Annotated in this window: 17 protein-coding genes; 10 read left to right on the top strand and 7 right to left on the bottom strand. The window is 66.3% G+C overall.

Annotated elements, in window-relative coordinates:
• The first annotated feature begins 11 nt into the window (after positions 1–11).
• The 5 genes from VT03_RS19605 (at position 12) to VT03_RS19585 (ending at position 7,694) form a co-directional block, all read left to right on the top strand.
• Entirely contained in the window at positions 12–434 is a 423-nt protein-coding gene (locus tag VT03_RS19605) for a Chromate resistance protein ChrB (protein ID WP_075094551.1), read from the top strand.
• 5 nt (positions 435–439) lie between these two features.
• Entirely contained in the window at positions 440–862 is a 423-nt protein-coding gene (locus VT03_RS19600) for a chromate resistance protein ChrB domain-containing protein (RefSeq protein ID WP_075094550.1), read from the top strand.
• A 174-nt stretch (positions 863–1,036) separates the two neighbouring features.
• Positions 1,037–4,279 (top strand): efflux RND transporter permease subunit, encoded by a 3,243-nt coding sequence (locus tag VT03_RS19595; RefSeq protein ID WP_075094549.1) that lies wholly within the window; start codon positions 1,037–1,039, stop codon positions 4,277–4,279.
• A gap of 234 nt (positions 4,280–4,513) precedes the next feature.
• A complete protein-coding gene (locus VT03_RS19590) occupies positions 4,514–5,749 on the top strand; it encodes an efflux RND transporter periplasmic adaptor subunit (protein ID WP_075094548.1) in 1,236 nt (411 codons plus the stop codon).
• A 259-nt stretch (positions 5,750–6,008) separates the two neighbouring features.
• Positions 6,009–7,694 (top strand): TolC family protein, encoded by a 1,686-nt coding sequence (locus VT03_RS19585; protein ID WP_075094547.1) that lies wholly within the window; start codon positions 6,009–6,011, stop codon positions 7,692–7,694.
• Positions 7,695–8,041: 347 nt separating this feature from the next.
• Here VT03_RS19585 and VT03_RS19580 read toward each other — a convergent pair whose 3' ends face one another.
• Positions 8,042–8,308, bottom strand: coding sequence for a hypothetical protein (locus VT03_RS19580; RefSeq protein ID WP_156514623.1), 267 nt, complete (start codon positions 8,306–8,308; stop codon positions 8,042–8,044).
• An 84-nt stretch (positions 8,309–8,392) separates the two neighbouring features.
• Positions 8,393–8,674: a hypothetical protein gene (locus VT03_RS19575; RefSeq protein WP_075094545.1), complete on the bottom strand. Its 282-nt coding sequence runs from the start codon at positions 8,672–8,674 to the stop codon at positions 8,393–8,395.
• A 1,618-nt stretch (positions 8,675–10,292) separates the two neighbouring features.
• Between VT03_RS19575 and VT03_RS19565 the strand changes: the two genes are divergently transcribed.
• Positions 10,293–10,730 (top strand): universal stress protein, encoded by a 438-nt coding sequence (locus tag VT03_RS19565; RefSeq protein ID WP_075094543.1) that lies wholly within the window; start codon positions 10,293–10,295, stop codon positions 10,728–10,730.
• 109 nt (positions 10,731–10,839) lie between these two features.
• Positions 10,840–11,892: an NAD(P)-dependent alcohol dehydrogenase gene (locus VT03_RS19560; RefSeq protein ID WP_075094542.1), complete on the top strand. Its 1,053-nt coding sequence runs from the start codon at positions 10,840–10,842 to the stop codon at positions 11,890–11,892.
• A 72-nt stretch (positions 11,893–11,964) separates the two neighbouring features.
• On the opposite strand, the gene VT03_RS19555 is transcribed toward VT03_RS19560, so the two are convergent.
• The 3 genes from VT03_RS19555 to VT03_RS19545 all read right to left on the bottom strand — a co-directional run bounded on the left by VT03_RS19555 (position 11,965) and on the right by VT03_RS19545 (position 15,628).
• The gene (locus VT03_RS19555; protein WP_197489009.1) at positions 11,965–13,413 is read right to left on the bottom strand and encodes an ATP-binding protein; all 1,449 of its coding nucleotides are present in this window, start codon (positions 13,411–13,413) and stop codon (positions 11,965–11,967) included.
• Positions 13,414–13,415: 2 nt separating this feature from the next.
• Entirely contained in the window at positions 13,416–14,153 is a 738-nt protein-coding gene (locus tag VT03_RS19550; RefSeq protein WP_075094541.1) for a response regulator, read from the bottom strand.
• Between the two features lie 314 nt (positions 14,154–14,467).
• A complete protein-coding gene (locus VT03_RS19545; RefSeq protein WP_075094540.1) occupies positions 14,468–15,628 on the bottom strand; it encodes a sensor histidine kinase in 1,161 nt (386 codons plus the stop codon).
• A gap of 408 nt (positions 15,629–16,036) precedes the next feature.
• Here VT03_RS19545 and VT03_RS19540 point away from each other — a divergent pair, with 408 nt between their 5' ends.
• From VT03_RS19540 to VT03_RS19530, 3 genes are all read left to right on the top strand, one after another.
• Positions 16,037–16,489 carry a hypothetical protein gene (locus tag VT03_RS19540; RefSeq protein WP_075094539.1) on the top strand — a complete coding sequence of 151 codons (453 nt, stop codon included), beginning with the start codon at positions 16,037–16,039 and terminating at the stop codon, positions 16,487–16,489.
• Positions 16,490–16,563: 74 nt separating this feature from the next.
• Positions 16,564–17,046: a hypothetical protein gene (locus VT03_RS19535; protein WP_075094538.1), complete on the top strand. Its 483-nt coding sequence runs from the start codon at positions 16,564–16,566 to the stop codon at positions 17,044–17,046.
• A gap of 70 nt (positions 17,047–17,116) precedes the next feature.
• Positions 17,117–17,584, top strand: coding sequence for a hypothetical protein (locus VT03_RS19530; protein WP_075094537.1), 468 nt, complete (start codon positions 17,117–17,119; stop codon positions 17,582–17,584).
• Between the two features lie 95 nt (positions 17,585–17,679).
• Here VT03_RS19530 and VT03_RS19525 read toward each other — a convergent pair whose 3' ends face one another.
• Both VT03_RS19525 and VT03_RS19520 read right to left on the bottom strand, forming a co-directional pair.
• Positions 17,680–18,423 (bottom strand): sulfite exporter TauE/SafE family protein, encoded by a 744-nt coding sequence (locus tag VT03_RS19525; RefSeq protein WP_075094536.1) that lies wholly within the window; start codon positions 18,421–18,423, stop codon positions 17,680–17,682.
• Positions 18,420–20,615: a heavy metal translocating P-type ATPase gene (locus VT03_RS19520; protein ID WP_075094535.1), complete on the bottom strand. Its 2,196-nt coding sequence runs from the start codon at positions 20,613–20,615 to the stop codon at positions 18,420–18,422. Before VT03_RS19520 ends, VT03_RS19525 begins: the two co-directional genes overlap by 4 nt.
• Positions 20,616–20,741: the final 126 nt, after the last annotated feature.

The raw sequence follows: 20,741 nt of genomic DNA, 5'->3' as shown, positions 1-20,741 counted from the left end.
CGCCAGGTCCCATGCGATGGCTGCTCCTCGTCTACCGGATCCCGCGCCAGCCGACGGCCGGCCGCGTCTTCGTCTGGCGAAAGCTCAAGCAGCTGGGGGCGATCGCAGTGCAGGACGCGGTCTGGGTCCTGCCCAACACGCCGCGGACGCTGGAGCAGTTCCAGTGGCTGGCGGCCGAGATCACCGAGCTGAAGGGTGAAGCGGTCCTGTGGCAGGCCGACCAGATCGACGCGACCAGCGAGCAAGCCCTCGTCGAGAAGTTCCAGGAGCCGGTGCTCGCGGAGTACGAGGCGATTGTCGCGGCCCTCAAGAAGAAGGACCGCGACCTGGTGGCGCTGTCGAAGCAGTTCCAGCAGGCGCAGGCCAAAGACTACTTCGCATCGGAGCTTGGTAAGAAGACGCGCGCCCGGCTGCTCGATGCCGGACAGAGGTGAATGCGATGCAATGGGTGACCTGGGAGAACGTCGGTGTCGATCGCATCGGATGCGCCTGGCTCATCCTGAGAGAGATCGATCCCAAGGCGAAGTTCGTGTTCATCCCGCGGGGAGCGGCGTGGGCCGCCGACGCGCAGCCGTTCGATATCCCCGGGGTGCGGTTCTCCCACCACGGTGGACACTGCTCGTTCCACGCGCTGGTTCACGAGCACAAGCTGTCCGATCCGACTCTGCACCGCATTGCCCGCATCATCGACGAGGCCGATACGGTGCAGCCGGTGAACATCGAACGGGTAGCGCCGGGTCTCGATCTGCTTTGCGAGGGTCTTCGCCGGATCAGTCCGGATGACGCGACCGCCCTCGAACGCGGACGGCTCCTCTACGACGCCTTGTATTCGATGCTCGCGGAAAAGGGGTCGGCCTCGTAGCCTTGTGTCGAAACCCGATATCGACAGCGAGTCCCGCGGAATGGCGTCACAAGACGTCGGGAATGATCCGCCGATGGGATCGACCCGCGGGATGGATCGGGGACGTCGCCAGCCGTGCGCCGGCAAAAGGTATCTCACTCCCGGCATCGGCGCGTCCTGCCGTGGAAGGAATTCATGAACCCGATCACGTTCGCCCTTCGACGACCCTACACCGTGCTGGTGGGGGTGATCGCTGTCCTCTTGGCGGGGATGGTGGCGCTGCGGCCGAAGGGGATCGATCGGGCGCTCGAGAAGTACGGGATCGAGCTGCCGCTGCAGACGATGAAGGTCGACATCTTCCCGGCCCTGAACCTGCCGGTGATCTACGTCTGCCAGCCGTACGGCGGGATGGACCCGGCCCAGATGGAGGGGCTGCTGACCAACTATTACGAGTACCACTTCCTCTACATCAGCAACATCCACCACGTTGAGAGCCGCAACATTCAGGGGATGGCGCTGATGAAGCTCCATTTTCATCCCGGGACCGACATGGCCCAGGCGATGGCGGAGACCATCAACTACGTGAACCGCTCCCGCGCCTTCATGCCTCCGGGAACCGTCTCGCCGTTCGTGATGCGGTTTGACACCGGGAGCGTGCCGGTCGGCTATCTCGTCCTTTCGAGCGAGACGAAGACGATCGGCGAGATCCAGGACCAGGCGCTCTTCAAGGTCCGCCCCCTGTTCTCGGCGCTCCCTGGGGTCTCGGCGCCGCCCCCCTTCGGAGGGAGCGCCAGGGCGATTGTGATCCGCGCCAATCCGGACCGGCTGCGGGCGTACAGCATTTCGCCGGATGAAGTCATTACGGCCCTGACATCGGGGAACGCCGTGAGCCCGTCGGGGAACCTGCATGTCGGGGACATGTATCCCGTCGTTCCCACGAACGCCCTGATCCGCGACCTCCGCGACCTGGGGGCAATTCCGATCCGGACGGGGAAGGGCGCGCCGGTCTACATGCGGGACATCGGGACGATCGAGGACTCGACCGACATTTCGACCGGGTACGCGCTCGTCAACGGCCGGCGGGCGGTCTACATCCTGGCGACCAAGCGGGCCGAGGCGTCGACGATGAGCGTCATCGACGAGATCAAGAAGGCTCTCCCGGCGATGCAGGGGGAACTGCCGGCCGACATCAAAGTCGCTTTCGAGTTCGACCAGTCGCCGTACGTTACCCGGGCGATCCGGAGCCTGCTTACCGAAGGAGTGCTGGGAGCCTGCTTGACCGGATTGATGGTGCTCCTGTTCCTGCGGGACTGGCGGAGCGCCTTCGTCGTGGTGATGAACATCCCGCTGGCGATCATCGCCGCGACGCTCGGGCTGTGGGTGAGCGGGCACACGATCAACCTCATGACGCTCGGCGGCCTGGCCCTGGCGGTCGGGATCCTGGTGGACGAGGCGACCGTCGAAATCGAGAACATCCACACGCAGTTCGAGAAGACGGGCTCGGTGGCGCAGGCGGTCCGGATGGGGAACGCCCAGACCGCGGTCCCGCGGCTGCTATCCATGCTGTGCGTCCTGGCGGTATTCGTGCCGTCGTTCTTTATGCAGGGGGCGGCGCGGTCGCTGTTCATTCCGCTGTCGCTCGCGGTCGGCTTCTCGATGATCGCGTCCTACATCCTTTCCAGCACCTTTGTCCCGGTGATGTCGGTGTGGCTGCTGCGGCATGTGGGGCACGACGCGGGAGCCCACCGTCGCACGCTCTTCGATCGTCTGACGGCGGGCTATGGGGGGCTCGTCCAAGGGCTCGTGACGGCGCGGTGGCTGGTCGTCGGGGGTTACCTGTCGGTCTGCGCGATCGTCGTCGCCGGGGTGGGGCCCCAGCTTGGCCTGGAGATCTTTCCGACGTCCGGCGTGAACGAGTTCCGGCTGCGGTTCCGCGCTCCGGACGGGACGCACATCGATGCCACCGAGCGCTACGCGCTGCAGGTGCTGGATACCGTCGGCCAGCAGATCGGCCGGCAGAATGTGGCGCTGACGCTCGGCTACGTCGGGACGATCCCGTCGAGCTTTCCGGTCAACGGCGTGTACCAATGGTCCCGCGGGCCGGAGGAGGGGATTCTGCGGATCGCCCTCAAGGCGGGAAGCGGCATCAATACGGAGCGGGCCAAGGACGACCTGAGGCGGACGCTGGGACAGCGTCTTCCGGAGCTGCGGTTCTCCTTCGAACCAGCCGACATCGTGAGCGAGGTCATGAGCTTCGGCTCTCCCACACCGATCGAGATCGCCGCCCGCGCGGCAAGCCTTCAGGAGAGCCGGGCCTACATGCTGGAAGTCCAGACGGCTCTGGCGGCCATCCCTGGCCTTCGCGACGTCCAGATTGCCCAGTCGCTGGACTACCCGACGGTCGACATCCGGGTCGATCGGGAGAAGGCGTCGTACAGCGGCACGACCGCCGCGCAGGTCTCGCGATCGATTGTCGCCGCCACCTCCTCGACGCGGTTCGTCGCCCAGAACTACTGGCCCGACCCCAAGACCGGGATCGGCTATCAAGTCCAGGTCGAGATCCCGCAGCCGGTCATGACGCAGCCGGAGGACCTCTCGACGATCCCGGTCAACTATCGCGACGGCCAAGCCCTGCTGCTCCGCGACGTGGCGCAGATCTCCTCCGGAACGATGCCCGGGCAGTTCGACCGCTACAACATGAAGCGGGAGATCACGCTCACGGCGAACATCGGCGGCGAGGACCTCGGGGCCGTGACGTCTCAGGTCAACAAGGTCCTGCGGGATCTCGACGCCGCAGGTAAGAGGCCCAAGAGCGTGACGACCGAGGTCCGCGGACAGATCCCTCCGCTGCGGCAGATCCTGAGCGGCCTGGGGGTCGGCCTCCTGCTTGCGATCCTGGTGATCTTCCTGCTGCTGACGGCGACTTTTCAGTCGCCGCGACTGGCCCTTACGGCGATCTCGACCGCTCCAGCGGTGTTGGCCGGCGTGGTGCTGGCCCTGTGGTTGACCGGTTCGACCCTCAACCTCCAGTCATTCATCGGAGCCATCATGGCGATCGGCGTGGCGATGGCGAACGCGATCCTGCTCGTGACCTTCGCCGAATCGGTCCGCCGCGAGACCGGCGACGCCCGGACTGGGGCGGTCCGTGGAGCGGAGCTTCGCCTCCGCGCGATCCTGATGACGAGCCTCGCGATGGGAGTCGGGATGGTCCCGATGGCCCTGGGCCTGGGGGAAGCGGGAGGTCAGACCGCGCCGCTGGGCCGGGCCGTGATCGGTGGCCTGGCGGCGGCAACGATCGCCACGCTCCTCGTCCTGCCGGCGGTGTTCGCCCTCCTCCAGCGACGAGCCCCCAACCGGTCCGCCTCGCTCGACCCGCAGGACGCCGACAGCCTGTACTACGTCCCGCCGGCCGGAGCGGCGGATCCCGTTTCCGCCTGAGCGGCTCCGGATGAAACAAGTCCGGTTCCCGCCCCCTGACCTGAACCACATACTGGCGTGCTATCTCCGTCCGAAAATGCCATGACGTTCTCGCAACCTGTTTCTCCGCCTCGAACGGCCACCCGTCTGCTGGCCCTCGCCCTCGCCTTTGCGGCTCCGACACTCTCCGGATGTCAAAGGACCGCGGCGCCCACGGAATCCACGGCGGCGGCCGGGGAGCTTCCCCCCATTCGCGTGGTGCCGATCCGCCCCGCGCGGAAGACGCTGCGGCGGATCGTCGAGCTCCCCGGACGCGTCGAGGCGTACGAGGTCGCTCCCCTCCACGCGAAAGTGACCGGATACGTCGAGTCGATCCCGGTCGACATCGGCGATTCCGTCGCCGGGCCGAAAGGAGACGGACCGACCGCGACGCCCGGGGCGGAGCTGTGCCGGCTGCTCGTGCCGGAGCTTCGCGAAGAGCTCGCCCAGAAGGCGGCTCTCGTCGGCCAGGCGGTGGCGGAAGTCGCGCAAGCTGAGGCGGCGGTCAAGGTGGCCGAGGCGGGCCTGCAGTCCGCCCACGCCCGTGTGCAGGAGGCGGAAGCAACCGTGGCCCGCGAGGAGGCGACCTACAAGCGATGGGTGTCAGAGTTTGAGCGGATCACGCAGCTCGTCGAGAGCGGGGCGGTCACCCGCAAGGTCCTGGAAGAGACCAAGGCGCAGCTGGATGCGGCGGCCGCGGGGCGGCAGGAAGTGACCGCCCGCATCGCCTCCGTGCAGGCGCTCGCCCGCGAGGCGGTGGCGGGGCTCGAGAAGGCCCGGGCGGACCTGACGGCGACCCTTTCCCGGCAGAAGGTGGCCGAGGCGGAACAGCGGCGGCTGGAGGCGATGGTCGGGTACTCGGTGGTCCGGGCCCCGTTCGACGGCGTGATCGTCGAGCGGAACGTTCACACCGGCCACCTCGTGCGAACAGGGGGCGGAAGCGGCGCGGGGGACCGGCCGCTGCTGACGATCATGAAGATCGATCCGGTGCGGGTGTTCGTCGACGTTCCGGAGGGGGACGCGGTGTACGTCGACGCCGGGACGAAGGCGACGATCAAGGTCCCCTCGCTGGCGGGCGATCCGCTGGCGGCCCCGGTCACCCGGACGAGCTGGTCCCTCAACGCCACCTCCCGGACGCTGACTGCCGAGATCGACGTGGCAAACGCGTCGAAGCGGCTGCGGCCCGGGCTGTACGTGCAGGTCGCGCTGACCGTGGCGGAGCTCGAAGACGTTCTCAGTCTCCCCCGGACGGCGATCTTCACGCAGGACAAGCGGACCTGCTGCTACACGATCGGAGCGGACGGGAAGGTCGTTCTCACGCCGGTTACTCTAGGGCTGCAGGCGGGGAACGAGCTGGAGGTCCGAAGCGGCCTGACGGGGGATGAGCAGGTGATCGGCGCGAACACGTCCGCGTTCCGGCCGGGGCTGCCGGTGGAGATTGGCAAGCCGTAGCGAAGCTTCGGTACTTCCGTGGCGAAGCCGTTCGCCATGACCAAAGAGAGGGAGGCTCGCCCTCCCCGGCTCAGCGCCGCTTTCCCAGGCGGAAACGTCGGCATGCGCCACACAACCGGACCGAGTTGCGCGATTGACACCGACCGTTCCCACGGAGCGCCGGGCCGGCGAGTTGGATTGAGCGAAATTGGGATCGGGCTTCGATAACAACTCTGCGGAAAGGACATCCGCGCTCCTCCTTCGCACCACGGATGGTGAGATGGTTCGCCCCGGCCCCTGTCGTCTTCTCGCTCCGCTGCTGCTGGGCGTCCTGGGCTGCGCATCGTCTCCCCGTGGACCGCTCGCTTCGAAGCCGGCCGAAAGCCCGAGTGCCGGCGGCCCTGTCTCGACCTCGGCCGGACTCAGCGCGGGGACCGCGGCCGCCCGGGCATCCTGCCCCCGCTCACCCCGTCCGGGGGCATCGAATAGCACCCCGGACCTGGGGACCAGCCGAACGATTCAGACGGTCAGCGACGAGCAGCTCACTGAGGACGAGAAACCCAACTCCTCCGCTGTTCCCGAGAGCATCATCCCCGCCGCGGAGTCGGTCCGTTCCGACGACTCGACCGAGGCGCCGGACGAAACCACATCGGTCCGCCCGGAAGAGACCACACCGGCGGCCGTCTACTCGCTCACCCTTTCCGACGTCATCGGGCTGGCGGAGCAGCAGAACCCCAACGTGATTCTCGCCCGGGAACGGATTAACGAGGCCTACGCTCGCGTCGACCGGGCCGACGCGCTCTGGCTCCCGTCCCTCCGCGCGGGGCTCAACTATAACCACCACGAAGGGGCGATCCAGGACGTCGCCGGGAGAGTCTTCAACACGACGCGGAGTTCATTCTACGGGGGCATGGGCGCGAACGCCGTCGGAGCCGGATCCCCCGCGGTCCCGGGCCTGATCGCCCAGTTCCATCTCACCGACGCCATCTTCCAGCCCCGGGCCGCGGCCCATCAGGCGGCCTCCCGGCAGTACGGCGCCGCGGCCGTGCGCAACGACATCCTCCGTGACACCGCAGTCGCCTACCTGGAACTCATCCGCTCCGAGCGAGCCCTCGCCATCGCCGCCGAGGCTCTCGACAACACCCAGAAGCTGACCGATCTCACTCGCCAGTATGCTAAGGCGGGCGAAGGGCTGCAGTCGGACCACGAACGGATGGAGGCGGAACTCGCCCTCCGCCAAGACCGGCTGATCAGTGCCGAGGAAGACGTGCAGGTCGCTTCCGCGCGGCTCGCTCAACTCCTGCACGCGAATCCCGCCTGTCAGATCGTGAGCGGCGAGCCGATGGTGGTCCCGCTGTCGATCCTCCTCCTCGACAAGACTCCCGCGGAGTTCGTCGCGATGGGGCTCTGCCGGCGTCCGGAGCTGGCGGAGCACCAGCACCTTGTGTGCGAGGCGGTCGAGCGGATGAAGCGGGAGAAGCTCGCGCCGCTGATCCCCAGCGTCCTGTTGGGTATCAGCTACGGGGGCATGGGCGGGAGCGTCGGCAGCTCGATCCGCAATACCGACGACCGCCTCGATGCCGATGCGGTCGCCTACTGGGAGATCCGCAACCTCGGCTACGGCGAGCGGGCGGCCCGCGACGAAGCGTCGTCGCTCGTCCGTCAGGCGCAGTGGCGGCAGGTCGCGCTCCTCGACCGCATCGCCCGCGAAGTCTCCGAGGCGCACAGTCAGGCCTCGCAGCGGGAGCGCCGCGTCGAACGGGCGCGCGCCGCGATTCAGGCGGCCGAGAAGTCCTACGCCCTCAACCTGCAGCGGATCGAGAACGTCCAGGGCCTTCCGATCGAGGTCCTGCAGGCGATCCAGGCTCTGGCGACGTCGCGCCAGACGTACCTCAACGCCGTGATCGACTACAACATCGCCCAGTTCCAACTCTGCCGCGCCATCGGCTGGTTCGAAGGCGCGTAACGCCGGGAAGCCGGTCCCGCTTCGCGGCGAATGGTGAGACACCGCGATTGCCGGTGCGGACGATTGAAACGAGATCTTGTTAGGCGACGAGACGGATCCCAGCCGTTCGATCGCGGAGGGCGAGAGCTCCATCAGAACGGCGGAGGTTCTCGAGATGCTCTCGGAAAGAATCCGCAACACGGCGAAGTCATCCCACCGAATCCCCACGCAACCGTCGCGTGTCCCGGCAAGGCTCCCACCGGACATCAATCGCGGCAGCGACGAGAGGTGCTGGCGGGCCGCCTACAGCGCGAACGACCCAGCGTCACAAGGGCCACGGATGGGAAGCGGCGTCGGTACCGCTGCCATCACGTCGCATGCTCCGGGGGCGTCACCCACTGGAGCTTCACGATTCGGGAGCCGTCCGGCAGCGGATAAGGCGGAGTCTCGATGAGCTTGAGACCACGCCACGTGAGATGGTGGTACCCCTCGACCTCCTCCACCAGCTTGAAACGGAGGATGTTCGCCACCGCCTGCGCCCCCACCTGCTGGACGCTCGTCACAAGGCGCAGAGGCACGAAGCGCAAGTGAACAAGCCAGTCCCATTCGGGCCGGCTCAGCATAACTCTGTACATGATGACTGCTCCCCGCCTCGGCGGCGCATTGCAGAACCGAGCCCATCGGTCCCGCTAAGAATCGAACCCGCGCTGAAAGCCCCCCTATACGGGCCTCAAGCCGGACGTCGCTCGCTGGTACCAGTAGAACGCAACCCCGCCGCCGGCGTACCACGGCTCGGCAAATGCCAGACGGTAGCCACGCTCCGTCAGCCGGGCCTTCGCGCACTCGATCGTCACCAGGCCGGAACTCGCCAGACGGTCCACCCCTTCTCGCTCCTCGTCCCGCAGGCAATGAAGCCGCGCGTAGCCCGAGAAGAGAAGCGTGCGAAGTAACTGGCGATCCGCTTCGAGAACCACGATGTGGGACCAACTCTCGAAAGGCATGGCTGCGTCACTCACCGGTACATGGACGATGGTGGAGCTGTTTTAACACCTCCTTCAGAACCATCGACACAGAATTTCGCCGAGTCACAGGCCATTCGGCGAGGAAATCGCCTGGGGTTGCGTGTAGCGCGCTAATAAGGGGAACCGGCTCAGCGAGCCCGCTCAACGCGCCTGGCTCTCGGTCCGAGTCCGGTCCTCGCAAATCCTCCGGTCCGGGCTCTGGTCTCCGATCGCTGATGCTATGGGGACGGCTCGCGGCCGCCTCACCCATCTCACTCGCACCCGCGCCAAGAAGCACTTCAGAAAAGGCTTCGGCTGCCGGTGTTCAGCGCAGGTCCGCACTGCGGATCGAGACTGACCGCTCGCTCTCCCTGATCGGAGATGCCTCAGCGGCACGGATTCCCCGCCCCGTGATACACGCCCTGCCCCCGATCACGTGCAGCAGACCCAACTCGATCAGCCGAGGGACCGCCATTGGCACCACACCAGGCATCACCTGAAAGCTGCCCGACTTACTGGCGCTGACCATCCGCAAGAAGGAGAGGTCATCACGACCAATCACGACATGGCCGTCGATTGTTCCCGGCAAACGCCCACCTCGGATCAACACTCAATGACGCGTAACACGGCAGGGGTGACAAAACGCCAGCGAAAACACGATGGCGATGCCTGGTGGCCCGGGCCCTCCACTCCGAGTCGTCGCAAAGCCTGTGAGGTCTCCACCGGAATCCCCTATCGCAGACCTCCGGTATATCAACCGCGACGACGCGAACCGACTCAGGACGGATAACGCCGATTGCTTTTGTGCTCGGAGGTTCGAGTCAACCGGTAGCAATCGGCCGGATGAACTCTCGGATCGCGTTGTTGAGCTCAATCGTCGAAGTTGAATCAGAGCTCTCAGATCGTTGCGGCAGAGTCAGCGATGCCGCTTGCCCGGCGATCCTTCCCGCGTCGCAATGAAACTCATCCGGTTTGCAGGGTCCGATCCGGAGGTCGACTGAGGCTTTCGTTGCCGCGGTATCCCTCGATGCATCGAGCCCCGACAGCTAGCAAGCAGAATGCGCTCCACCGCACCGACGAAGGCCAGCAGTCAACTCACTATGTAACAACAATTTCCATCGGGCGAGGAGCAGCAGCTGAAAGGCTACGCCCCAATCAGGAAGGAACGCACCTTACCGTAAGCAGCGTTCAATGCGTTGTCGTCGACTTCGGGCACGGGAACGAGGTGTCGCCCTCCATCGAGCTTTGTGTGAACGCCTCACGACGCGTGGCGATTGCCGAGAAGGGCGAAGGTCGACACTCGCAGTCTTCGTGCAGATAAGGACACCGCAATCCGGTGATGGAGTCCCCTACGAAGCCGAGTCGATGATCCCCCGCGGACGAGCCTTACTAACCAGACGCCTCGGGCTCATCTTCCCAAGTGCACACCGAGCATGTGCCATTGAGCACACAGTGTGTCACCACTGCTTCGTGGTCCGAGGGGCTGTCACTGACATACGCAGGCACGGGGATCGTCGCGAAGGAAGGAACATGTTTTGCCAACTCGCAGCGTGCGACTTCTTGCCATCGCCGAATCGTCCATCCTCGCGAAATCCGACCATCATCCTTCGAGTTAACTATGAGTTTTCAGCGGATCGCTGTCCCTCTCGACCTGAGCGAAAGCAGCCTTGCAGCGCTGCAGGCGGGGTGCGACCTGGCGAGCCGGTACGGTGCGGAACTGCACCTGCTCCACATTGTCGAGTCCCGGCCCAGTGCCGCCATGGCCAAGCCCGAGCCTTATCCCACGCAGCCAGCCGAAGCCAAACTGGCGGGGGTGGTCGTCTCCGCGATCGGCATTCCGTCCATTCATCGAGCGGTCCTTGTCGGCGATCCGGTTGACGGGATCCTGCAGTATGTGAAAGCTCAGTACATTGACCTCGTCGTCATGGGGTCTCATGGCCGGACTGGGATCTCCCACTTGCTTCTGGGAAGCGTTGCCGAGGTAGTCGTCCGGCGCGCCCCTTATCCCGTGCTCGTGATTCGCCCCAGGACTCCCGAGCTGAGGACCGCATCCTGAAGACTTTCCAGTCCGTCTCCCGTTCCGGCTCGCCTGTCCCTCCGGCTTGCGGCGGTACGGTCGCTCCGGGGAGTGTCGATCCAAAAGTGAGGTCGCGATGGCAGGTTCGATGAAGGCATTTGTTATGGAGGGGATCGGTCGAGTTGGCTTCATGCAGAAGCCGATCCCCGAACCTGGTCCCAACGACGCAGTGGTCAAGACGACGCGGGCTCTCGTCTGCACGTCGGACATCCACACAGTCAAAGGGGCGATCGGCCCCCGCCAGGCGCTGACCCTGGGACACGAAGGGGTGGGAGTCGTCGCGACGCTGGGGAGCGCGGTCCGTGGCCTGCGGGAGGGACAGCGCGTCTTGGCCGGGGCGATCACCCCGTGCTTTCGTTGTGAGAACTGCCAGCGGGGCTTCACGTCGCAGTGCTCGGGACTGCTGGGGGGGTGGAAGTTTGCCAACGTCAAAGACGGGGTCTTCGCGGAGTACTTCCACGTCAACGACGCGGAAGCGAACCTGACTCCGATTCCGGACGGCATCTCGGACGACGTCGCGGTGTACTGCGCGGACATGCTGTCGACCGGGTTCATGGGAGCCGAGAACGCCGCCATTCCACTGGGAGGGACTGTGGCGGTCTTCGCCCAGGGGCCCGTCGGCCTGATGGCCACGGTGGGAGCGAGACTCCTGGGGGCTGGCCTCGTGATCGCCGTTGAGGGGCGGCCGGACCGGCAGGCGCTCGCCCGGCGGTACGGGGCCGACGAGATCGTGGATCCCGGCTCGGGGAATGTCGTGGAGGAAGTGCTGAGCCTGACCGGCGGGCTCGGAGTCGACTCCGCGATCGAATGCTACGGGGCTCAGGCGACATTCGAGGCGTGCGTGAAGGTGACGCGACCGGGGGGGACGATCTCGAACACGGGCTACTACGGCCACGGTGACTCGGTCGACATTCCGCGCGTCGAGTGGGGCGTCGGTATGGGAGACAAGACGATCCGCGGGGGATTGTGTCCGGGAGGGCGCGTCCGCATGAATCGGCTGCTCCGCCTGATCGAGACCGGCCGGGTCGATCCGAGCCTCATGACAACGCACCGCGTCCCGTTCTCAGAGGTCGACCGCGCGGTCCGGCTGATGGAGACCAAAGAGGAGGGGATCATCAAGCCGTTGATCACATTTGACTGAGGACGCTTACCCGACCTCTTATCGGGCTCAGTCCAATGACGTGAAGGATAGGGGCCGTCCCCGCGCACCGTGCTACTTCCCGCTGGGAAGCTCGACGATAATCTCGGCGCCTGGGCCTTCGCCGTCACCTACGCCAATCCTCCCCCCATGAGCCTCCACGATCCGCCGGGCGAGCGTCATCCCCAGACCTGTGCCGCGGGTCTTGGTCGTGTAGAACGGGTCGAAGATCCGCCGCTTCTGCTCCACCGTCAGGCCCGGGCCGTTGTCGCCGACCGCAATCCGCAGACGCGGTCCGGCAGGTCTGGCGATCTCTTCGCACCGGACCTCCACCCGGACCGGATCGGGACAGGCGGCGAGCGCGTTCTCCAGGATGTTCCGGAACACCTGCTCCATCATACTCCGGTCGACCGCCACCGCCGGCGGACCGTGCGGTGACGCGAACGACAGCCGGGCGTCGCGGTCCCGCCAGACGTGCTCCAGGTTCGCCCACGTCTCCTCGATCAGCCGCGGGATCGCGCAGGGAGCCAAGCGCGGACGGAGCGGAGCGGCGTACTGCCGGACCTCTTCGTAAAGCTGGTGCAGATGGTTCTGTGCCTTCTGCAATCGCGCGACCAGTTCGAGCGGCTCCGGCTGCCCCTCCAGTTCACTCGCCAGCACCTCAAGGTAGGCCTGGCTCCGCTGCAGGGCGTTGCGGCTTTCATGCGCCAGGCCGGCCATCGCTTCGCCGATGGCGGCCAGCCGCTCCGACTGGACCAGCTTCTCGACCGCCTGCTTCTGTTCGGTGACGTCCTGGCCCACGATCAGCAGGGCCGGCTCCCCTTCGACGTCGTCGATCACTCGCCCGTTCCACATCAGCCAGCGGTGCGTCCCGTCGCGACAGACGATCTCCGCCTCACGTCCCCATAGCTCCCCCTGCCGGAACAGCTCGTCGACGACGTTGCGGACCGTTTCCGGATCGTGCTTGGTCAGCAGCGGCTCCAGGCCGTTGCCGGTGATCTCGGCGGCGGAGTAGCCGGTGACCCGTTCGGCGTGGGGGCTGAAGTAGTCGACCTGCAGGTCCCGCCGCAGGATCAGAATCACGCTCGGCGCCGCCTCCACGAGATGCCGGAACATCTCCTCAGACCGGACCTTCTCCTTGGCCAGCCAGCGGCGCTGCGAGAGACGGCCGATGCTGGCCCGCAGGCTCTCCGGGTTGATCGGCTTGAGCAGGTAGTCGGCCGCCCCTTCTCGCAGGGCTAGGACCGCCCGGTCGAAGTCGCCGAAACCGGTGACAATGACGATGTCCGCCTCGGGGGCCTCGCGGGTCAGGATGGGGAGGAGCTCCAGGGCCGAAGCGTCAGGAAGCTTCCAGTCCAGCAGGATGACGTCCGCTGTCTTCAGGCCAGGGGAGGCGAGGGCGGCTCGAGAGGACGGGAAGGTCGTCACGCGATGGCGATCGAACTCCAGGATGTCCTGCAGGTTTTCGCAGGCGTCGGGATCGTCCTCGAGAATCAGGATCGACAGCGGGGACGGCGCTTCCAAGCTCACTCCTCTCGGGGGGGGCTCGCGGTCAGCCTGGCGATCGTCGTCCGCAGCCTCTCCAGATCGAACGGTTTGAGGCAGACGGCGTCGGGCGGCCGGGTGTCCGTCGTGGCGTCCCCCACGCTTTCGGCATGGGCAGTGATGAGGATCGTCCGGGCGTCGGGACGGGTGACGTGGACCTGTCCGATCAGGTTCCGGCCGTCCCCTTCGGGGAGCTTGAGGTCGACCAGGACCACCTGGTAGGCCCGCTCGTGGATGCGGCACAGGGCTTCGGGTTCCGTGTGGGCGACGCAGACGCGCAGGTTCCACTCCCGGAACAGGTCCCACAGGTTCTCGCAGAGGGCCCGGTCGTCGTCGACCACTAGGACCAGCGGCTGCTTAACAGCGTCTCCCAGCAGCGAGAAGAGGCGGAAGAGGTCGACTGGTTTTGGCAGGACCCGCCAGGCTCCGAGATGGACGGCGCTGCGAATCGTCGGGTCACTGGCGTAGGCAGTCAGGATGATCGCCACAATTTCGGGGCGGATCTCCCGGAGTTTCCGGTAGAGCGCGATGCCGTCCATCTCCGGCATCTTGAGGTCGAGGAGGGCGACGTCGTAGGACTTGCGGGCGGCGCAGTCGAGAGCCGCCTGGCCGCTGCTGGCGATGTCGACGTCGTAATCTTGATCGGCCAGGATGTCGGCGAGGTTCTGGCAGATGTCGAGTTCGTCGTCGACGACGAGGATGGAGGGGCGATTTCGCATGAGCGTTGGCTGAGGGGGCCGGGTGACTGTCGGGCGGCACGCCGGCATTGACGATCTGTTGATCGCAGCCGAGCGGGTTCGACATGTTTTGCGGCAGCCCCGTCGCTCCAGCGAATTTATCGGGTCTCTATCGAAGCCGACAAGGAGTCGTTACTAACGCTCACCCCGCGCCGCTGACCTCACCGGGTCCAGGGGCACCCTGGTGGGGGATGCAAGGGGGTGAGCCCCCCTTGCATCCTGGCTGCCGTCGCACATCGGGCTTGAGCAAACAAAGCTGTGCCGGCAAGTGCGCCGCTCGAGTTAGCGGTTCAAGCTCATTCGCCCCGGGCCTTGAGTCCAACCGTGAAGGTCGTCCCGCGCCCCGCTTCACTGGCAACACTGATCCGGCCCCCACTCTTCTCAACAAGCGCCTTCGCCATCGCCAGCCCCAACCCGATCCCCCGGGCCTTCGTCGAATAGAAGGGCTCCATCACGCGCTGGAGATTGTCCGGCTCGATCCCCGTCCCCGTGTCGGTCACGTCGATGTGGAGATATGGGGGGCGAGACCCCGCGGTCAGTGAGAGCGTTCCGCCGTTCGGCATGGCCTCGCAGGCGTTGCGGATGAGGTTATCCAGGACGATCCGCAACTGGTCGGCGTCGGCGATCGCCCACAGCCCCTCGGGACAATTCCGCACCACTCGGATATTCGCCGGGACCTCGGTCAGGGCCAGCGCCGAGTCGACCAGCTTGTCGATCTCCAGGGGCCCCACATCGGGAAGGGGCATCTTCGCAAAGCGGACGAGCGCGGCGATCACCTCTTCGGCCTGGCCGACCTGCCGCTCAATCCGCTGCAGATGGCTGACAGACTTCTCCGGCGACGGATTCTTCGCATTGAGCAGGTAGTAAACGGACGTCTTGACGACGTTCAGCGGGTTCCGCAGCTCATGAGCAACCCCACCCGCCACCTGGCCGATGAGCGCCAGCCGCTCGGTCGCCTGCTGCCGCAGGAAGTGCTCGGTCTGGTACGCATCCTCGATTAGTGCCAGATCCAGATCGATGAGCGTATTGACGGTCACACGCAGTTCAAGGAGTTCCTGCACCGATCCGGTCCAGAACTCGTCGAGGACGCCGTGCAGCCCGCGGCGGAGGCGTGAGAGGGCGACGTTCGTGAAGACCTGATCCAGCCCGATCTCCGCATGCCGATGTCCAATCTTCCAACGCCGGACGACATAGTCGGCGTCATACCGGCCGGAGACCAGCTGCTCGAGCCACAGGACGAGCGTCCCCTTGAGCCGCTCGATCTGGGCCGCTCCTCCGGTGATGACCTTGAGGGCGTCCGGATGCCGCTCGATCTCCGCGTAGAAATCCTCCACCAGCCGGGGAAAATGAGGGCCCACCAGCGGGCCGATCGATCGGATCTTCTCCGCATGCCCGTCGGTCCAGCCCACGTACGCTTGCAGTTCGCGGTATCGGGCGAAGAGCCGTTGAGGGTCCATCTTCGGTGGGCTGGAGTCGTTCACGAAAAGGGGCGTGTGCCGTCAGGATAGCGTCCGCGCTGTGCGGAGTCGCAGGACTGGAAAATCGAGGAATGGGCGACGGGGCCGATGAAGTGCAGGTGCGTTCTCGCACGAGATGTCCCTCATTCGGGCGGCAACTCCCATACCAGTTACGGGCGGCAAGAGGCCCAGAGAACAACACCATCCCCCGTGCCCGACTAAGGGCGAGCCTCAGGGCCCCGGTGTGCGGATCCGTCCCATGCCGTGCTCTTTGGTGTCACCTCCGCGAGGGCCTGTGCGGCAGCGGACCGAAGGAATGACGAGGTTCCGTCGGTTTACCGGAGCTCACCCGTTCGGCATTCGACATGCAGAACTGCGGGTGACAGTCCTGTTTACGGAGCCGCAGCCATGAACGTATCCCCCTCTCAACTCGGGCTCTCCGAACTCGTCCGCGAACAGGAAGAGCTGGTCCTGCGGCTGAAATCGGAACGGCAATGGTGGGAGCAACTCCGCGAGTGGGGCAAGCCGAACTTCGGACAGATGGGGATGCGTCTCGACGCCCTGCGAGAAAGACTCGCCAGGCATTTCTCCCAGGAGGAAACGGCGGAGCATCGACTCGTTTCCCCGCCCGACGCCTCCCTTCCGGGATCCCTGCATCCCCTCGATCCGAACGAGATGGAAGCGCGTCACCGCCTCCTGCTCACCCGGCTGGATGGGATCATCGCCCGCCTCAACGGCTGCGGCCCCGGCTTCGACTGCTGGGGAACCGCCGGCCGTGAGTTCGAGACCTTCGCCACGGACCTTCAGACCGAACAGGAATCCGAACTCCGACGCCTTCGCGATCTGTTGAACGCCCGCTGACATCGCAACGCAAAGAGCCGCCGCGCCCTCGGCTGGAGCGTCACGAGCCTCTATCCCCCCTCCAAGGTTTTCCCATGCGCCTCCTTTCCTTCGCTTCCTTCGCCACCGCCTCTCTCGCTGCTGGCGTCCTGGCCTTTCAAGCCCTCCACGGCGCCGCCGCCCAGGACGCTCCGAGGCCTTCACCGTCGCGGCCCGGCTTCGAGCGGACCAAAGAGCTTCAGCAGTTCATGCGGAAGAAGCTCGACGCCTCGAACCGCATTCTGGAAGGGCTCGTGACGGAGGACTCCCGACTCGTGAAGTCCGGTGCCGACGAACTGGCGAAGATGTGCGAAGCCGAGACATGGCGGATCTCCAAGGACGTCATGTACCGGCAGTTCAGCGACGACTTCCAGCGCGTCACCAAACTGCTCGGTGAATCGGCCCAGGCGGGAGACCTCGACAAGGCAATGGTCCGCTGGGTGGACGTCACGATGCAGTGCGTCGACTGCCACCGCTTCGTGCGCGACAAACTGATCGCCGAAGGAAAGCCCTCTACTGCCACCCAGAGCCGCAAATGACGGTCTTCGAACCGCCCCACATCTTTCGTTTCCTGAGTCCAACGTGACCCCCAGTCCTCAAAGTCCCCCCATGTCGGAGGCAGCCCACCACCTCCGGCATGTTTCCAGCTCTGCTCCCGCCGAGCACCAGAGGCCCGAGGCCAAACGGCCCCGCGCGATCTCGTGGGCCCTCGTCAACTTCTGGCTCGACGCAGCTCTCCTCGCCGCCTTCCTCCTCCTCGTCTGGATCTCGGGCGTCTTGCACCTCGTCTTTCCCGCAGGACCGGCCGGATTTGGCTGGACCGTCCTCGGCCAGACCCTGACACAGTGGCGGAACCTGCAGTTCTTCACCCTGATCGGACTCGGCCTCGGCCTGCTCGTGCACGTCATGCTGCACTGGTCCTGGATCTGCGGACTCATCCGAACACGCTTCTTCAACTGCCCCGGCCGCGACGAAACCGGCGCCGACACCCTGTGGGGCGTCGGGTTCCTCGTCGCACTCCTGCACCTTGTCGGCGGCGGTCTGCTTTTGGCCTGGGTCTTCAAGCGGCCCGTCTAACGTGCCCTGGACCGTTCCTCACAGGTTGCCTCCGGCGGCTGAAGGGACTTCGGCCCAGGCCCACCCCGACTCTCCATTCGCAAGCTCGCGGAGAGTCACGAGGTGGTGTCAAGCTCTGGATGTACCGGCGCTGAGACCGTGCAGAACGGGCAAGGTGTTGCGCCCGGTTCGACAGGCGCATTCCAGAACTGATAGCCCCGCCAGGCCGTCAGAAGCCCGGTCGCGACAACGCACCACGCCGCCGCGCGGAACAAGCGCTTCCGTGCCTCAGGCCCCAGAAGCATCGCTCCGGAGCCGGTCAGAAGCATGAGCGGCATCGTCCCTAGCCCGAACATTGTCATGGTCGTCATTCCGCGCAGCAGGTCGTGCGTACTCGCCGCCAGCGACAGGAAGGCGTAAACGAGACCGCACGGCAGCAGCCCGGTCAGGACACCGGCCGTGAATACGTTCTGAAACCCGGGTGTCCGCAGGATCGCCCCGAACAACGGCCCCGCCAGACAGGCGGCCGCCGGCCCCGATCGAGGACGCCGCCGACGGATGACGCCCGTCGCGAACAACCCTTCCCCGATCAGGAACAACCCCGCCAGGAGAGACAGAATCGCCGGCGCGTTCGCCAGGGCTGGAACCCGCTCGACGAGCCGCCCTCCCGCAAGCCCCGCCGCCCCTCCCAGAACGGTGTACGTCATCAACCGGCCGCTGCTGTACACGAGCTGCGCCGCGACATTCTGCCGGCACGACGTGGTCGACATCCCGACCAGCAGCGCAAACCCGCCGCACATCCCGACACAGTGCGACGATCCCAGGAGGCCGCCCAGGAAAACCAGCGGAAGCTCGCTCATGCCTCGACCCCCTCCGAAGGACGGAGCAGGCCGGCCGGGCCTTCCTGGAGCGGCGACGGAAACGAGGGCGAGATCTCTCCCTCCTGAAGCCGCAGTGAGTTCCCCAGGACCATCAGGCTGCTGACGACCATCAGGGCGGCGGCGATCGCCGGATGAAGCCACCCGGCCGCCGCGAACACGACCCCCACGCCGTTGTACCCGAACGACCAGCCAAGGTTCTGCCGCATCGTCCGCACCGTCCGTCGGGCGAAGCCGATCGACCACGGAACCATCGCCAGATCGTCGCGGACGAGGCAGACATCCGCAGTGTCGCGGCTGACATCAGTCCCGCATCCAAGAGCCATACCGAGCGACGCCGCCGCCAGCGCGGGAGCGTCGTTGAGCCCGTCCCCGACCATCACAACACCGGGATCGGTCTCCGTTCCTCGCCCTGCAGACCCGCCCGTCCGGCGGATCCATTCGACCTTCTGCTCGGGGAGGAGCCGGGCCCGGACTGGAATCCCCAACTCCCGCCGCAGCGCTTCGCCTCGCTCCCGCCGGTCTCCCGTCAGGACTTCCGCCCCAATCGCCAGGTCCTCCAGCCCAGCGAGACACGCCGCCACGCTGGGCCGCAGGGTCTCCTCCAGGAGAAACAGCGCCCCGACGCCGGCGGCCGCGGTCCCCCTCCCCGTCGTTCCGACGAAGACGTGGGACGCGCTCGCTCCCTTCGAATCGGCCAGGGCCGCCTGGACCCGCGGTCCGACCGCCAGCTTTTGAGACGCCATCCACTCCCGCGAGCCGACGTAGACGAACCCGCCATCGGCAAGAACCGCTTCGAGGCCCGCCCCGGGGACCGTACGGAATCCTTCCAGCGCCGGGATCGGTCCCGCCGCTTCGAGGAACTCGTGGATCGCGACCGAAAAGGGGTGCGTCGACGACTGCGTGATCGCGACCGAGAGGTTCCGCAGGAGGTCGAAGTCCTGCGGGTTCTCGCAGACGAACCGGACGACGCGGGGCTGGCCGGTCGTGAGCGTTCCGGTCTTGTCGAAGTAGACGCGGCGGGTCCGGGCCAGCCGCTCGATTGCTTCGCCGCTTCGGAACAGGACTCCGCGGCGGGCGGCCGTTCCGAGGGCCACCCACGCCGCCAGCGGGGTGGCGAGCGCCAGGCCGCAGGGGCAGGCGATCAGGACGACCGAGAGGGCGTTCATGAGCCCGACATCCCACCGCTCCCGCCACGTATGAACGCCGAAGGTCGCCAACGCCAGCAGCCCGATGATCGGGAAGAACGCCCGCGACCAGCGGTCCGCCAGCGCCTGGTGCTCGCCGCGGGTAAGCCGCGCCTCCCGGACCTGTCTCACGAGTCGTGCCAGGGCTCCTCCCTCGGCGGTGGACCGCGCGCAGACCACGAGGTCCCCGTCGAGGTTCAAGCTTCCCCCCAGGAGCTCATCGCCGACGGTCTTGAGGACCGGGACGCTTTCGCCCGTGAAGAACTGCTCGTCGACGGAGGCCGTGCCCGACTCGACGGTCGCGTCGACGGCGACTCGTTCTCCCGCGCGGACCCGCAGACGGTCTCCGGCGCGGATCTCGGCCACCGGGATTTCCTCCGTCTGGTCTCCCGTCGCCTCCAGTCGCAGGACCCGGTCAGGGAGGAGGCGTTCGAGCTCGTCGAGCGCTTGCGAGGCCCGCACCCGGCCGTGCGCCTCGAGCCAGCGTCCCAGAGAGACGAGGACCAGGATCACGCAGGCGACTTCGAAGTAGACGTGGCCGTTCCCGCGAAACGTCGAGAGGATCGAGGCGGCCGAGGCCGCGAGCACGCCGGTCAGGAGGAGCAAGTCGGTCGAGAGCAGTCCCCGCCGCAGTTGGCCCGTCGCCGACTCGGCCAGGGGGCGGCCCAGGAGGACGAGGACCGGGATCGTGAACAGCATGGCGAAGTAACGGAGGAAGTCGGCCAAGGCGGCGGCGAATCGCGTGTCGGGATTCTCCGCGTAGGCCCAGAGCGCCATTGTGAGCATGATGACGTTCATGGTGCAGAAGACCGAGATCCCCAGGCGGGCGTAAGGGCCCTGGAGGGAGAGGCGATCCATGGCCCCGTCCGACTCGCGCGTCACGCCGGCGGCGAACTGGCATCCGAAGCAGCAGTAGACGGGCTCCGATGCCGAGGCCGCTGTGGCGACCGGCAGCCCGCAGTAGTCGCAGGAGGCGGAATGGGACATGATAAGAGGTTGCAAATCGGCCGCCTCTCGGCGAGCCTGCTCGCCGAGAGGCGGGGGTCCAGGGGGGCCGTATTTTGCTTGGTGGGCCTAGCCGCCGGAAACATCCCATTGAGGAACCATCCAAGC

Source organism: Planctomyces sp. SH-PL14 (genome assembly GCF_001610835.1).
Taxonomy (GTDB): domain Bacteria; phylum Planctomycetota; class Planctomycetia; order Planctomycetales; family Planctomycetaceae; genus Planctomyces_A.
This window is presented reverse-complemented; position numbering and strand designations above follow the sequence as displayed.